Here is a 13,177-nt window from a genome sequence, read left to right as displayed (position 1 = left end):
GATGTTCTATGAAAAAGCTTTTAGCTGTAGTGTTAACATTTACTATGATAACACTAATGTTCGGAAGTACGTCAATAGTTCAAGCGGAGGAAAAGTGTCCAACCTGTGAGAAAACAGATCCTTTGGTAGCGCCTACCACAAAAGATCTAAATAAAACTATTGAAATATTAAAAGACAATAATGTGAACACTTTAGCTTTGGATAAAGAAAGAGCTGCAGTAGTCGAAAATGATAAAGACAAAGCTGTAATTATTGCAGAAAAGCTGGGCGATAGCAAAGATAAGATTGAGTATAACCAGTATTTTGTTGACGTTAATAACGAAAAATTTGTAACTTTAAAACAAAAAGTTGAAAAACTAGATGATAAGACTGTGAAAGCTGAAGTCATTAACGTAGAATCAGGAGCAAAATACTCTGTTACAATTGATAAAGACGGAAATAAATTAGATGAAAATTTTATCTCAGGAAAGTCTGCTGACTTTAAGCAATCAAGTTTATGTAGTGCTATCGTAGGTGCAGTTCTTGGTACAGGATCTAAATTTGCTTGTATTGCTGCTTGTACAGCTGTAACTGGAGGTTGGGGAGCAGTTGCATGTGGTGTATTATGTGCAGCAGTAACTGGCGGAATAAGCTGGGCTGGGGCAAAAGATATGTGTGAACAATTATTTGGTTAAAAAACGACGCTCCTATATAGGAGCGTTTTTTTAATCACTAGTAATATGGAGAAATTAATAAATAAACTAAAACACCAGTCAGACTAACATACAGCCAAATAGGCATTGTCCAACGTACTATTTTTCGATGTTTCTGTGTTTGCATTGTTAAACCCCATATTAATGAAAATAATGCTAAAGGTACAACAATACCCGCAAGAATACTATGAGAAGTTAAAATAACGTAGTAAAAGTATTTGTCGAGCCCTTCTCCTCCATAATGAGTGGTCTCTTGAGATAAGAAGTGGTAAGTTAAATATGAAAATAAAAATAATATTGTTGAAGAAAATGCTGCAAATATGAAAGCTCTGTGTAGTTTTATATTATGCTTTTTTATAAAAATTAAAGCTGCTATAAGAAAGATGAACGTAAAGCTATTTAGAACAGCATTTATACGTGGAAAGATAGTTATATTAAAATTAACCTCTCCTTTATAACCTAATGGCGAAAAAAATAACAGCAATATAACCACATTAGCTAAAAGTGAAAGTGTGATTACTGTTTTTGTATAATTTGAGTTCTCCTTGGGCCTTTGAGTTTTTATTCTATTCAAATTTTTCACCTCCCTCTCTAAATTAACATGATTTTTTCCATAATGGGCTCTATATGAAAAAAACAAAACTTAATTCCTATTCTACACAATACCTATTGACGATGGTAAACAGGTATTGTATAATTAAAGTATAGAAAGGAGGTGCTGAAGTGGACGAGGTGAGAAACTGGATTCTTGCTATCGCTGGTATCGTGACCATCATTAAACACATCTACGACATATGGCAGAAGGAAAGCGAAAAGCATAGCAAGAAAAAGAAAAAGCGCTCCCGCCGGGTAAGCAAGAAGCGCTGATACACAGTGAGCAAAGGGGAGTAAATCCCCTTGCTCATACCATTATATCACGTCCACGATAATATGAAAAAATATTTTAAGCAGTACAGCACAGGAGATTTTGCCGTTTTGCTCATTTTGGTTACTGGAATCGTTGCAATTGATCTGACCGATGAGGGTATGTCTGGAAAGATTGCGCATACTGTATTGATGGTAGCCGTTGTTATTACCTTGCTAAAAGGATTCATTATGATGTGGAGAGAAAGCCGACATGAAAGAAAGCGAAAAAATTAAGTTTATCCAGGAAGAAGTTTTGACTGCAGCGGAAGCGGGGGAGCTGCTTGGAATTACTCGGCAGCGTTTAAGTACCCTTGTGACTTCCGGAAAGCTCAAACCGGTTAAAAAGGTTGGGACAGTCGCATTGTTTTTGCTGGGACATGTACAAGCCCTTAAAAAAGAATTAGAAGCCGGCCGGAAGAAGTACAGACCGTATGATGACTGAAGCCCTACTCGAGATGAGGAGGGTTTTTCTGTATAAATTTGTAATACGTTTGCCACTTACAAGTGAAACGCTAAAAGTGATAGACTCATTCAAAAAAATAACAATAACCTCTTTTTTTGTGGTAATATTTGTGTATATTACAATTAATTACGGGGGGCATCAGAATGAGTGCTGACACAATTGACCCGGAAGTATACGAAGATCTGGGAACATTCATAAGCTTTATTCAAAATGACTTTAATAAACAATTAATAATAAGCACGATTGATTCTGCCATAAATATTAAATCAAGTTGGCCGGCGAATTATTATACCTTAAGAGATGATACCTTACCGAATATCATTGGTATTAAGAACGCTCAATTTCTTGATTGGTTTATCTTAACTGGCTTCGTACAATTAGAAAATGTTATTGAAAGACAGTTCAGTGAGGACGAGCCTTTTCTAAAATTTTTATTTTATAATTATTCACATGATTTTTGGAAAGCAAAATTATGCAACATGAACCCCCTTGGTTATTTTGGTCTTAAGTTTACAACCCACGATAAAGAAAATTTTAATAGTTATCTCACCAGAAATGATGGAGAAGTTTTTCTTTTAAGAACTGATCTGAATGGTTTTTTAACAATGATTCATGAACAGATGGTGTATTTAGGCGAAATGGTACACAACGATGCATTAAAAGTTTATAATGAAGATGAGATTTTAAGTCGATTAGATGCTATGAAAGAAACACTTCATGGACTCGAAATTAAAATTAATGAAGACATGGGATCAGAGCATGAAGAAGACAGTTAATGATAGTTCTTTTGGAAGCTCAAAAAAATATGGACATCTATCAGTGGTCGACGATGAATACTATCGATCTTCATCAATTAGCAAACCATATTCGGAAGACATGAATGTACAGTATTCACATAATAATGAATTAAATGATGTTAGGGACTATATAAATTCACTAAAGGGTTACCTGCAGCATATCAATGAAGTAGCAGCAGGAGCAGAAAAAAGGGGCGATGAAGAATTGGAAAAAATAGAAGAGAAAGTTAATGATCTTCAAACGAAAATCGCCGTTCTGGAAGAAAGAACAAAAAAACTCGAACATATCCCCACAAAAGACGAGCTTAAGTCTATTCTCTCAGAAGCTATAGATAGTAAGGAATTTCCATCTAAAGATTATGTTGAAAGTAAGGTTTCTAAAGCTGTTACTAAGCAAGTAATATGGACTGCTGGTATAATCATTACATCAGTTAGTATAGCAACAGGTGTTATCATCCGGATGTTATAATTGACCCTTTAGATGAAGGGTCTTTTCATTTGAAATTTTCCTACACCATAGACCTTTTTGGAGGTCTCCCCTAAATATCTAATTAAGTCTCTCTATGTGGTTTCACAGACACAAGTGTATTAAATGCGATGAATAATGTATCTCCTTTTAAATCCTTCACGTGCAGCTTCTGTTTAACTTCATCTATGTAATGAACATGTCCTGTTACTTCTTCAATAAAACCGTCTCTGTATATACTGATGAACAGAACCGAGTTGAATTCCATCGCTTCGCAAATAGTGCGTGCCATCTCCTCCAACTGGTATTCATCAAGAATGGGTTTTTCGATTTTCTGAACTTCTCTCTTCCTATTTAACAGTGCAGCCCTTTGCTCGGGCAAAATGAATTTTTGTTCCCATCTCTTGTCGTAAATTCCTTCATTCATTCCGATCATCTCCTTGAACAAATTATATGCGAACAAACGTTCTTTTATCAACGGAGAAAATAATGGAATATCAAGGGCTATATTTGAAGTCTGGTTTAGTTAAAGAAGATGTTAAAAGATCAATTGGGGACAGATGGGGACGAATTGGGGACCAACTTCCTCATTTTTAATCAAAAAAGAATATTTTTAATCAGAAACTTATGTAATAAAACCCTATAAAATAGGGTTTGAATATAAAACGTCTGTTCGTATCAGAAACATATCTCCACACTGGCAGTGTAGAGGTCAGGGGTTCGAGCCCCCTTGGCTCCATACCTTTAAACCCTTATTCTATAAGGGTTTCAGCTTGTAGAGAAAACGATGTTTTTTCTACAAGCTTTTTTGTTTTGTAATGTTTCTTTAGATATTCAGCTGATTTCAAAAGCAGAAAAAGAGCTCCCACATACCTAGCCCTGCTTGGCTAGGTATGTGGCAATCTTCTTCATGTTCTGGCATGCGGCTGTGAGGAGAACTTGTTCACTCACATTCCGTTTTCCTCTCAACCTGCAATAGCGAAGCCCATGCAGCTGTTTTGAATCTGCAAAGCTTCGCTCTATTTTTTCTTTTCTTTTTTTATAGAGGGTTTTTCCTGAAACAGATAAGCGATTTTGTCTGACCTTTTCTTTGTGGTCCTCCCATACATGCCGGGTGATGACCTTCTGGCGGTTCTTTGATCTTGTGCATTGCTCAAGCAATGGGCATGCGGAACAGGTTTCAGGATTTGATTTATATGACCGGTAGCCTTTTCGGTCAGTTGTTGAGTATGTAAGTACCTGCTGGTTCGGGCAAATGTAACTGTCTTTTTCACTGTCATAATGAAACTTCCATTTTGGAAACAAGCCCCTAGTAGGGTGATATCGTCTATGGGCAATAACGCCAAAAATATGGCGATCGGCTAGTCCTTTACAGATCGGAGTCGTTAAATAACCAGAATCAAGAGCGACGGCTTCTACTTCAAAATTAAATCGTGCAATTTGGTGGTCTAATCGGTCAAGATAAGGCACAGAATCATGGATATTTCCAGGCGTGACATAGGCGTCGGTGATAATGTTATGTTTCATATCCGTTGTTCGGTGATCTAAGTAAAAGAACCCCTCCGGTTTGTTTTCACGATACATATATCCACTTTCTGGATCAGTTGTACTGTGGCGGATCTCTTTTTCAGCTTTCACCTCCTCTTTGACTGGTAATGGCTTTTTTCCGTGTTCCTCCCGATCTTCCTGAATGGCTTCATTTAAATCTTTGATAAAGGTTTGTGTATCCTGTTCAATCGTTTTCCTTGTGTATTTGTGCTTGTTGGCATTGGCTTTCAGATGAGTGGAATCGGTAAATAGGACACGTCCGCCCACCATGTCATGATTGATGGCCTGAAGAACGATCTCGTCAAAAATGTCTTGGAAGATGGTTGTATCTTTAAAGCGTGTGCGTCTGTTCCAGCTGATAGTGGAGTGGTGCGGAACTGGGTCGTTGATGTTCAATCCGAGAAACCATCTGTACGCCATATTGTAGTAAATTTCTTTTTCAAGCTGTCTTTCTGAACGGATACCGTAGAGGTAGCCGATAAACATCATTTTGAATAAAATCAGCGGGTCGAGTGAGGGGCGGCCTTTGTTTTCGCTGTAGTAAGGCTTCACCTTTTCAATGATAAAAGAGAAGTCAATGTGTTGATCAATTTTTCGAAGCAAATGATCCTCTTCGACGAGTTGATCGAGAAGAACAAATTCGGCTGCGTTTTGAGAAGAATTTCTTGTGTGGAACATAAGAAAGACACCGTCCTTTTTAGTCTTTCTTTTATTTTATTACAGAGGAATGGATATTTTAAGGAAAAATAAAGGCTGTCGAGATTTTCTCGACAGCCTGAAACCCTTATTCTATAAGGGTTTTTTTGTTTGTTTTTGAGGAAAAGGTTCGTTCGCTGAACTTTTGTTGAACATGTCACGACAGGATTTTCCGGTGAACTTTAAAATGGTCGCCTGAGGGAGTAAGCAGGGACTCATAAGTGGAGTTTTAGCCCGCTTTGGCTCAAAATTACGATATCGGGCAAAAGCTGTTCAGGCTTTCGTTTTTATACTTGAAATTTCTGTCATTGGAAAAACCTAATCGATTAGGAACAATATTTGAACATATGCTCACTTTTTTACGTATTTAAATTAATATCATTTCCCATGATAGGGAGAGTATTAGAATGAAAGCTAATGGCATGCAAAATCTATTAGCTTCTTTTGTTTTTAAAATGGTGTTTCGTATGCATTTATAGGAAGGAATGACAACATGAAGACAAAACACTGTTGGATGATTTCTTTGCTCGCTGTTTTAGCTGTCGAGCCGGGATTAATGTCTAACACGGCATTGTCGTCAGTTTAAGGCCTTGTTCAGAAGGAGGACTTCACATCAGTGAATCCAATAGTAATCGGCAATATGGCCTTTGCATTATTTTTGTCGGCAGGTCCGCTGCTGAGAAAAAAATTCGGCGCCTGTCCGATCTATCTAGCTCTGCAAGATTCTATGATGCTTCCTTATCATGATTTCTTTTGTCCTGAGTGTCCTGCTCAAACGCCGCTGTCACCGTATTCTGCGGAAGTCGGCTCCAATGTCGTCCTTCCTAGACTTCAAGGATTTTGTCAACAATCTGAACCATTTCTAGTGAAAAGGTTTTTTGTTTGCAATCTTTTCCCAACTTTCTGCCTAAAGAATTGAAAAATATTAGAAGTCAAAGTAAAATTCTAAAAGGTAGATTCTTTTACATTCGTAATCTTTTAACTCGAAGGAAGGTATTCATGGCCCGTAAAAAACTGAAAAAACGCAGACTCTTGATTACACTATTTTTCATTGTATCGATTCCGTTAGCCTTTTTTGTTTTAGCCACAACTTTATCAAAGCCGATTGAAACATCCAAAGAACCCGAAGAAATTGATGAACAGCAAGTATTTATTGACAGCCTGTCCGGGCATGCACAAATTCTGTATGAGAAATATCATGTCCTCCCCAGCATCACGATCGCTCAGGCCATTCTCGAATCTGACTGGGGGAACAGCGAGCTTGCTGCTCAGGCCAATAACCTTTTTGGTGTAAAAGGAAATTATAAAGGCCATCACGTCACGATGGAAACGGATGAATTTGAAAAAGGGGAAAGAAAAACCATTCGCGCAAAGTTTCGCAAATACAGCACGTTTTTTGAATCTATGGATGACCATGCCCAATTGTTTGTCCGCGGCACATCATGGAATAAAAAGAAGTATAAACCGGTGCTTGATGCTGGGGATTATAAGGAAGCGGCAATCGCCTTGCAAACAGCAGGATATGCTACAGATCCTGATTACGCTGACAAACTCAGCGCTATTGTGGAAAAATATGATTTAGATGCGTACGATGAGGTCAATCCATCCTTGAAATCTGTGGATTTCATCGGCTCCATTAAAGACAGTGCCGTTCAAGACGTATGGTCCAAGCCTTCTACTGATGAGCAGTCCATAAGACTTACCTCTGCCCAATCTTACATCGGAAAGGACATAAAGGTAGTATCTAAAAAGCAGAAGGGCCAGTCCGTATGGTACCAATTTCAAATCAATGATAAGCTCATCGGCTGGATTGACGATTCAGCTGTTGAAATAAAGGAAGCAACCTAAGCTGTTTTTACTGGTATTTTTATTTCTATGTTCCATTCAGGGGAATTTGAGGTATAATATTCCACGGAAGTTATCACTTATTGACTATGTTTTCAGGAGGAACAAAGATGCAGAAATATAGACGGAGAAACACGGTTGCTTTTACAGTATTAGCTTATTTCACTTTTTTTGCGGGAGTATTTTTGTTTAGTGTCGGACTCTATAATGCTGATAATCTGGAACTCAATGAAAAAGGCTATTATATTGCCGTTATGATACTTGTAGCGGTCGGTGCGATTCTTACACAAAAAGTGACCCGTGATAACGCAGAAGATAACGAAATCATCGCGGAGCAGGAAAAAAGACATAATCAATCTCATATCGAATCATAAAAAAAATCCGGCGCCTGCACGCCGGATTTTTTGCTATCACCCCGTAAACACCTCACCATCAGGATAACGAATATTTGATTTCTCTGTTTTCGCGAATGAAAACACGAACGTCAGAGGACCAATTCTTCCGATGAACATGATGACAATAATGATACATTTTCCCGCTTCTGTGAGTTCGGGAGTCAATCCCATTGATAGACCGACAGTACCGAATGCAGAAAAGGTTTCAAACACAATTTGAATAAACGGAGCCTGTTCTGTAATCGTTAGGGCGAAAATCCCTAAAAACACAATGAACAAGCCGGTGACGCTGACAGCTAGAGCTTTTATGATAATCGGGTATTTGATGGAGCGGCGGAAAATAACCGTTTCTTTTTTTCCTCGCAGATAAGCGATAACAGACATTAAAATCACGATGAACGTGGTCAGTTTAATACCGCTCGCTGTTGAAGCGCTGCCTGCTCCGATAAACATCAATAATAACGTAAATACAATCGTTCCTTCTCTCATACTCCCAATATCGAGGGAATTGAAGCCTGCGGTTCTCGGCGTTACAGCCTGAAAATAGGAAGCCCACAGTTTATCTCCTATATGCAGGTGGCCGAGCGTGCCGGGGTTGCTATACTCTAAAGTGAAAATCACCAGCATAGCAACTGCATTCAGAATCAATGTACCTGTAAGCATGAGCTTCGTATGTAAGGAAAAGGCTTTAAATCGCCGGTTTTTCATGATGTCAAACAGAACTGTAAATCCGATCCCTCCTGTAATAAACAAGCAAGTAATTACTATGTTAATTGTAGGATCTCCAACGAAGCTCATCAAGTTATCCGGCCACAACGAAAACCCGGCATTGTTAAAAGCAGATATTGCATGAAACAGACTGGCAAACAAGCCGAATGCCCAGCCATACTGGGGCACAAACCGGATGGATAAGATAAGAGCTGCTATCAGCTCAATACTGATCGAAAACAGGAACAGAACCTTGACAAGACCTACGACACCGCCGATTGTCGGCTGGTTTAAGGCTTCCTGAACCAGCATTCGTTCTTTTAATCCGATTTTCTTTCCTAATATCATGACGATCAAAACAGCAAAAGTCATAAATCCAAGCCCGCCGATCTGAATCAGGGCCATGATGACAGTTTGCCCGAAAAGTGTAAATTCTGTACCGGTATCGACAACTGCAAGCCCTGTTACAGTTGTCGCGGAAGCTGCAGTAAAAAGGGCATCTATCCATGACAATGGCTTCGCTGCAGAAATCGGGAGCTTTAACAGCACAGCCCCGCTGATAATGGTCAGAAAAAAACCAATTGCAAGCACTTGAGGTGGTGTAAAACGAACCCATTTGATCACTTTATCCTTTTGAAGTGTCACCTTTGTCTACATCCCTTCGTTTTCAAAACGTCTAATATCCTTTTTGTGCCCCATGATCACCAGGCAATCTTGTTCGTGAATGATGTCTTCAGGTGCTGGAGAAAGCCGGATATCTCCATGGTGTTTAATGGCAAGGATTGTACAGCCGTACTTCGTTCTTACATTCAGATCAGTAATTGATTTTGAATTAAGCTTGCGTGTTGCCAGCAGCTCGACAATACTGTACTCATCAGATAAATCAATGTAATTTAAAACGTTCTCATCAGAAAGGCTTTGTGCGATCTTGACGCCCATGTCCTTTTCAGGGTGAATGATACGGTCAGCGCCGATTTTTTCAAGCACCTTATGGTGATAATGGTTTTGAGCTTTGACCCAAATATTCGGGATGTCAAATTCTTTTAATAATAAGGTGGTCAGGGTACTTGCTTGAATATTCGCTCCGATCGCAACAACCACATATTCAAAATTGCGTATTCCTAACGATAGCAATTCGTTTTCTTCGGTGGCGTTGGCAATCACCGCATGAGTTGCGTAAGAAGCGTATGCATTTACCTTTTCTTCGTTGATATCAATTGCAAGGACCTCATGCCCCATTCTGTGCAGCTCTTTGCAAATGCTTCCGCCAAACCGGCCCAGCCCAATCACGGCAAATTGCTTATTTTTTATTTTTCCCAATGTTCATAACTCCCTTAGTAAAATTAACGTTTTTGAAGCAAAAAAGACCATCTCGAAGAATGGCCGTTAATAGACCTCCTCTCTGGATACGCCTACGAGGTTAGCTGTCGGATTAGGGATTCAGAGTACCCCCTCTTACTAAGTAAGATTCACCCCTAGGCTGTGAATAAAACAGCCAATCGTTGGTTCCCCCGTTCGTGTTTGATTAAGCGGTAAAAGAGACTTCTATGAAATTGAACACTCAAGAATTTACTCCTGTTTCTAGAGTTTGTCAATTTAAATTTTTATCAAGAAAAAAGATAATTGGAAATAGAGGGTAAAGGGGAGGTCAAAACACAAAAAAAAGACCGGCGTTAACCGGTCTTTATGTTTAGTTGCAGCCGCATGGCTGAGTCGGAGGAGTGCTGCGCTTAGCAACGTCAATACTGGCTTCTGCATAAAATTTATTTCCGATGCTCAATGATTTATTCTCCGCACGGAAAGTATATGTACCAGCGGCAGGAAGAGTTTTGTTATTCAGTTTTAATTTGAATTCGCCAGCTCCTAACAAATCAAGTGCCAGAGGGATTCTTACTGTTTTCCCGTTATTAAGGATCTGTGTTTCACGCAACGCACGCCCGTTCATTGTGTCTTTTGTATTTGCAGTAAATCCGCTTGGCAATGTAAATTCCATAACGCCAAGGCTGAGAAGCGTATTTGGACGGTATGTCAATTCGATATCGGAGAAAGACCATTCCGTTTTGCTGGTCCCTGTGATTGTTGCAAATAATGAAGCTGTTGACTGTGTTCTCATAGTAGACTCAGTATGAGCGGAAGTTGATTTAGATTCAGCCGCGAAAGAAGCTGTAGGTGCAGAAACGAGTAAACCGAGACTTAATGCACCAATTGCCAAAGAAGATAATAATTTACGTTTCATAATAAAATTCCCCCTTAAAAGTTATAAAATATACAGGCCTGCCCGCTTTTCACCTCCACTGAATGGCCAAATACAAATTTTACCTACATAAAATTAACATCAAATATTTTGGAAGTAAATGGGGTGTTTTTCCCGTATTTTTCAAATTTGTAGTAATTACATACAAACGAACAGAAAAACGCCCGGTTTCCCAGGCGTTTTCTTCTTTACTTTCTTTCGATTGGTATAAACTTAAAAATTTCCCCGCTCTGCACCGATTCAGCAAGCCGTTTCAGCCAATCATAGTAGGCTCTAGAGCTTTCCAGCTGCTCGTAAAGCTGCAGCGCTTCATTTTTGAGGTCTTCATTGAGGCCTTCCTTGTTTAAAACCTCTTGTAAATCAGCCTGGGCTTCCTCAATCGCTGCTACATTTACTTGAACTTCCCGCTCCCATTTAGGCGGAAAGAAATTCGTGAAAAATTTGAAAAAATCTTTTTCAGCTACAAATGTATGCTTGCGGATGCCCCGGTGAAAAGTTTTTTTCACCACATTTAAGTCCTGAAGTTTTTTGACACCTGTGCTCATGCTTGGCTTGCTCATTTGCAATTCCTCACGCATTTCGTCAAGCGTCATCTCATCCCGCATATACATCGTCCCATATAAAATCCCGACACTGCGGGTAATTCCGTAAAGATCCATCGTTTCAGCAATGGAGTCGATAACAAGATCCCGAGCCTGTTCTATAACTGCAAATTCTGGATTTTCATCCATACTGACCCTCTTTTCCTTTAGAGAATTAAATTCGTTAAGTTATTTCTTTATGTTCTTTATCTTAACGAAACATAAAGAAAAGTCAAAAAGAAAAATCAAAATGGGGCTTTGACAGTTTAAAAACCATATGTTAGATTAAGGTTGTTAAAAACATTAAATTTTTATTTAACAAACTTTATTTACGTCAAGGAGGCTTATATGAGTCAAACATTATACATTGACGGTGAATGGATCAGCGCCGAAAAAGAGCAGATCCGCAACATTATCAACCCATTTAATCAAGAAGAAATTGCAACCGTAAGCGAGGGAGGGCGAGAGGACGCCATCAAGGCGATCGAAGCCGCGCGAAGAGCCTTTGACAAAGGAGAGTGGTCATCTCTATCCGGGCTTGAACGCGGGAAAATTGTTCTGAAAATTGCGGGATTAATTAGACGTGATCTTGATGAGCTGGCTGAACTTGAATCTCTTGATACAGGAAAAACACTCGAAGAAAGTAAGGCCGATATGGACGATATCGCCAATGTATTTCAATATTACTCCGGATTGGCAGACAAAGATGGCGGAGAGATCATTTCTTCTCCGATCCCTGATTCAGAGAGCAAAATCATCAGAGAGCCAATCGGGGTTTGCGGCCAGATTACTCCATGGAATTATCCGCTCCTGCAAGCGAGCTGGAAAATCGCGCCTGCACTGGCTGCAGGAAATACGATCGTCATGAAGCCGAGTGAGATCACGCCGCTAACGACAATCAAAGTGTTCAAGCTGATGGAAGAAGCGGGTGTTCCAAAAGGTGTCGCAAATCTCGTCCTTGGACCGGGAGCAACAGTGGGGGACGAGCTTGCCGCAAACAAAGACGTCGATTTGGTTTCGTTTACAGGGGGAATCGAAACAGGCAAAAAAATCATGCGGGCGGCAAGCGGAAACGTCAAAAAAATCGCACTTGAATTGGGCGGGAAAAATCCAAATATCGTTTTCAAGGACGCAGATTTAGAAGTTGCGGTCGATCAGGCATTAAACGCTGTATTTTTCCATGCCGGCCAAGTATGCTCCGCCGGTTCCCGCTTGCTTGTTGAAGATGCTATTTACGATCAATTTTTAGCAGAGCTTGTCAAACGGGCAAAACGCATAAAACTCGGAAATGGTTTTGACGCAGAGACTGAAAGCGGTCCGCTTATTTCTGCAGAGCACAGGGCAAAGGTAGAAAAATATGTAGAGATCGGAATAGAAGAAGGCGCGAAGCTCGAGACAGGCGGTAAACGTCCGGAAGACCCTGCGCTGCAAAACGGCTTTTTCTATGAACCTACTATTTTCTCAAACTGTAAATCGGATATGAGAATAGTTCAGGAAGAGGTATTCGGTCCTGTATTGACCGTCGAAACCTTCAGCTCGGAAGATGAGGTAATCGCGCTTGCGAATGATACCATCTATGGCTTGGCCGGAGCGGTATGGTCTAAAGATATTGAAAAGTGTGAACGCGTAGCAGCCCGCTTGAGAATGGGAACGGTTTGGATTAACGATTTCCATCCGTATTTTGCGCAGGCGCCATGGGGCGGCTATAAGCAGTCCGGATTCGGACGCGAGCTTGGAAAAATAGGCCTTGAAGAATATACAGAAGTCAAACATGTGTATCGCAATACAAAACCGGCAGCGGTTAATTGGTTCAATTCATAAGAGGG

At 39.8% G+C, this 13,177-nt stretch carries 16 protein-coding genes, 1 pseudogene and 1 riboswitch; of the genes and pseudogenes, 10 read left to right on the top strand and 7 right to left on the bottom strand.

Annotation, left to right across the window (positions count from 1 at the left end):
- Nucleotides 1–8 precede the first annotated feature (8 nt).
- Nucleotides 9–674: a hypothetical protein gene (locus ABZM97_RS15790; protein ID WP_106033988.1), complete on the top strand. Its 666-nt coding sequence runs from the start codon at nucleotides 9–11 to the stop codon at nucleotides 672–674.
- A 37-nt stretch (nucleotides 675–711) separates the two neighbouring features.
- On the opposite strand, the gene ABZM97_RS15785 is transcribed toward ABZM97_RS15790, so the two are convergent.
- Nucleotides 712–1,266, bottom strand: coding sequence for a DUF420 domain-containing protein (locus tag ABZM97_RS15785; protein WP_223251784.1), 555 nt, complete (start codon nucleotides 1,264–1,266; stop codon nucleotides 712–714).
- 149 nt (nucleotides 1,267–1,415) lie between these two features.
- Here ABZM97_RS15785 and ABZM97_RS15780 point away from each other — a divergent pair, with 149 nt between their 5' ends.
- The 5 genes from ABZM97_RS15780 (at nucleotide 1,416) to ABZM97_RS15760 (ending at nucleotide 3,327) form a co-directional block, all read left to right on the top strand.
- The gene (locus ABZM97_RS15780; RefSeq protein WP_010329784.1) at nucleotides 1,416–1,559 is read left to right on the top strand and encodes a hypothetical protein; all 144 of its coding nucleotides are present in this window, start codon (nucleotides 1,416–1,418) and stop codon (nucleotides 1,557–1,559) included.
- Nucleotides 1,560–1,589: 30 nt separating this feature from the next.
- The gene (locus ABZM97_RS15775) at nucleotides 1,590–1,832 is read left to right on the top strand and encodes a hypothetical protein (protein ID WP_367386942.1); all 243 of its coding nucleotides are present in this window, start codon (nucleotides 1,590–1,592) and stop codon (nucleotides 1,830–1,832) included.
- Nucleotides 1,810–2,040, top strand: a complete 231-nt coding sequence (locus ABZM97_RS15770) for a helix-turn-helix domain-containing protein (RefSeq protein WP_088111125.1) — start codon at nucleotides 1,810–1,812, stop codon at nucleotides 2,038–2,040. The genes ABZM97_RS15775 and ABZM97_RS15770 overlap by 23 nt, the downstream gene beginning before the upstream one ends.
- Before the next feature lie 164 nt (nucleotides 2,041–2,204).
- Complete coding sequence (locus tag ABZM97_RS15765; protein ID WP_367386941.1) at nucleotides 2,205–2,837, top strand: hypothetical protein; 633 nt, start codon at nucleotides 2,205–2,207, stop codon at nucleotides 2,835–2,837.
- A complete protein-coding gene (locus ABZM97_RS15760) occupies nucleotides 2,821–3,327 on the top strand; it encodes a hypothetical protein (RefSeq protein ID WP_367386940.1) in 507 nt (168 codons plus the stop codon). Before ABZM97_RS15765 ends, ABZM97_RS15760 begins: the two co-directional genes overlap by 17 nt.
- Before the next feature lie 82 nt (nucleotides 3,328–3,409).
- On the opposite strand, the gene ABZM97_RS15755 is transcribed toward ABZM97_RS15760, so the two are convergent.
- Both ABZM97_RS15755 and ABZM97_RS15750 read right to left on the bottom strand, forming a co-directional pair.
- Complete coding sequence (locus tag ABZM97_RS15755; RefSeq protein WP_367386939.1) at nucleotides 3,410–3,751, bottom strand: YolD-like family protein; 342 nt, start codon at nucleotides 3,749–3,751, stop codon at nucleotides 3,410–3,412.
- 446 nt (nucleotides 3,752–4,197) lie between these two features.
- The gene (locus tag ABZM97_RS15750) at nucleotides 4,198–5,550 is read right to left on the bottom strand and encodes an IS1182 family transposase (RefSeq protein ID WP_202329205.1); all 1,353 of its coding nucleotides are present in this window, start codon (nucleotides 5,548–5,550) and stop codon (nucleotides 4,198–4,200) included.
- 511 nt (nucleotides 5,551–6,061) lie between these two features.
- Between ABZM97_RS15750 and ABZM97_RS15745 the strand changes: the two are divergent.
- From ABZM97_RS15745 to ABZM97_RS15735, 3 genes and pseudogenes are all read left to right on the top strand, one after another.
- Nucleotides 6,062–6,312, top strand: a pseudogene (locus tag ABZM97_RS15745) (hypothetical protein); the annotation flags it as partial.
- A 255-nt stretch (nucleotides 6,313–6,567) separates the two neighbouring features.
- Entirely contained in the window at nucleotides 6,568–7,416 is an 849-nt protein-coding gene (locus ABZM97_RS15740; RefSeq protein WP_087993357.1) for a glucosaminidase domain-containing protein, read from the top strand.
- Between the two features lie 107 nt (nucleotides 7,417–7,523).
- Nucleotides 7,524–7,787 carry a YiaA/YiaB family inner membrane protein gene (locus ABZM97_RS15735; protein WP_087993356.1) on the top strand — a complete coding sequence of 88 codons (264 nt, stop codon included), beginning with the start codon at nucleotides 7,524–7,526 and terminating at the stop codon, nucleotides 7,785–7,787.
- A 36-nt stretch (nucleotides 7,788–7,823) separates the two neighbouring features.
- On the opposite strand, the gene ABZM97_RS15730 is transcribed toward ABZM97_RS15735, so the two are convergent.
- From ABZM97_RS15730 to ABZM97_RS15715, 4 genes are all read right to left on the bottom strand, one after another.
- Nucleotides 7,824–9,161 (bottom strand): TrkH family potassium uptake protein, encoded by a 1,338-nt coding sequence (locus ABZM97_RS15730; RefSeq protein ID WP_202328217.1) that lies wholly within the window; start codon nucleotides 9,159–9,161, stop codon nucleotides 7,824–7,826.
- Between the two features lie 6 nt (nucleotides 9,162–9,167).
- Nucleotides 9,168–9,836, bottom strand: coding sequence for a potassium uptake protein KtrA (gene ktrA, locus ABZM97_RS15725; RefSeq protein ID WP_202328218.1), 669 nt, complete (start codon nucleotides 9,834–9,836; stop codon nucleotides 9,168–9,170).
- Nucleotides 9,837–9,909: 73 nt separating this feature from the next.
- Nucleotides 9,910–10,058, bottom strand: a riboswitch (cyclic di-AMP (ydaO/yuaA leader).
- Between the two features lie 148 nt (nucleotides 10,059–10,206).
- Entirely contained in the window at nucleotides 10,207–10,752 is a 546-nt protein-coding gene (gene bslA / locus ABZM97_RS15720; protein WP_087993353.1) for a biofilm surface layer hydrophobin BslA, read from the bottom strand.
- A 206-nt stretch (nucleotides 10,753–10,958) separates the two neighbouring features.
- The gene (locus tag ABZM97_RS15715; protein WP_087993352.1) at nucleotides 10,959–11,501 is read right to left on the bottom strand and encodes a GbsR/MarR family transcriptional regulator; all 543 of its coding nucleotides are present in this window, start codon (nucleotides 11,499–11,501) and stop codon (nucleotides 10,959–10,961) included.
- 198 nt (nucleotides 11,502–11,699) lie between these two features.
- Between ABZM97_RS15715 and betB the strand changes: the two genes are divergently transcribed.
- On the top strand, nucleotides 11,700–13,172 hold the full coding sequence (gene betB / locus ABZM97_RS15710) for a betaine-aldehyde dehydrogenase (RefSeq protein WP_367386938.1): 1,473 nt from the start codon (nucleotides 11,700–11,702) through the stop codon (nucleotides 13,170–13,172).
- The last annotated feature ends 5 nt before the right edge of the window (nucleotides 13,173–13,177 follow it).

The sequence above is a fragment of the Bacillus vallismortis genome (assembly GCF_040784915.1).
GTDB lineage: Bacteria > Bacillota > Bacilli > Bacillales > Bacillaceae > Bacillus > Bacillus subtilis_G.
Note: the sequence above shows the minus strand (reverse complement) of the source record. Positions and strands in the feature narration are given on the sequence as shown.

Excerpts from the sequence above, each read along its gene's own strand:
- ABZM97_RS15790 (WP_106033988.1), top strand. The coding sequence starts at position 9 with ATGAAAAAGCTTTTAGCTGTAGTGTTAACATTTACTATGATAACACTA.
- ABZM97_RS15770 (WP_088111125.1), top strand. The coding sequence starts at position 1,810 with ATGAAAGAAAGCGAAAAAATTAAGTTTATCCAGGAAGAAGTTTTGACT.
- ABZM97_RS15765 (WP_367386941.1), top strand. The coding sequence starts at position 2,205 with ATGAGTGCTGACACAATTGACCCGGAAGTATACGAAGATCTGGGAACA.
- ABZM97_RS15760 (WP_367386940.1), top strand. The coding sequence starts at position 2,821 with ATGAAGAAGACAGTTAATGATAGTTCTTTTGGAAGCTCAAAAAAATAT.
- ABZM97_RS15755 (WP_367386939.1), bottom strand. The coding sequence starts at position 3,751 with ATGAATGAAGGAATTTACGACAAGAGATGGGAACAAAAATTCATTTTG.
- ABZM97_RS15750 (WP_202329205.1), bottom strand. The coding sequence starts at position 5,550 with ATGTTCCACACAAGAAATTCTTCTCAAAACGCAGCCGAATTTGTTCTT.
- ABZM97_RS15740 (WP_087993357.1), top strand. The coding sequence starts at position 6,568 with ATGGCCCGTAAAAAACTGAAAAAACGCAGACTCTTGATTACACTATTT.
- ABZM97_RS15735 (WP_087993356.1), top strand. The coding sequence starts at position 7,524 with ATGCAGAAATATAGACGGAGAAACACGGTTGCTTTTACAGTATTAGCT.
- bslA (WP_087993353.1), bottom strand. The coding sequence starts at position 10,752 with ATGAAACGTAAATTATTATCTTCTTTGGCAATTGGTGCATTAAGTCTC.
- ABZM97_RS15715 (WP_087993352.1), bottom strand. The coding sequence starts at position 11,501 with ATGGATGAAAATCCAGAATTTGCAGTTATAGAACAGGCTCGGGATCTT.
- betB (WP_367386938.1), top strand. The coding sequence starts at position 11,700 with ATGAGTCAAACATTATACATTGACGGTGAATGGATCAGCGCCGAAAAA.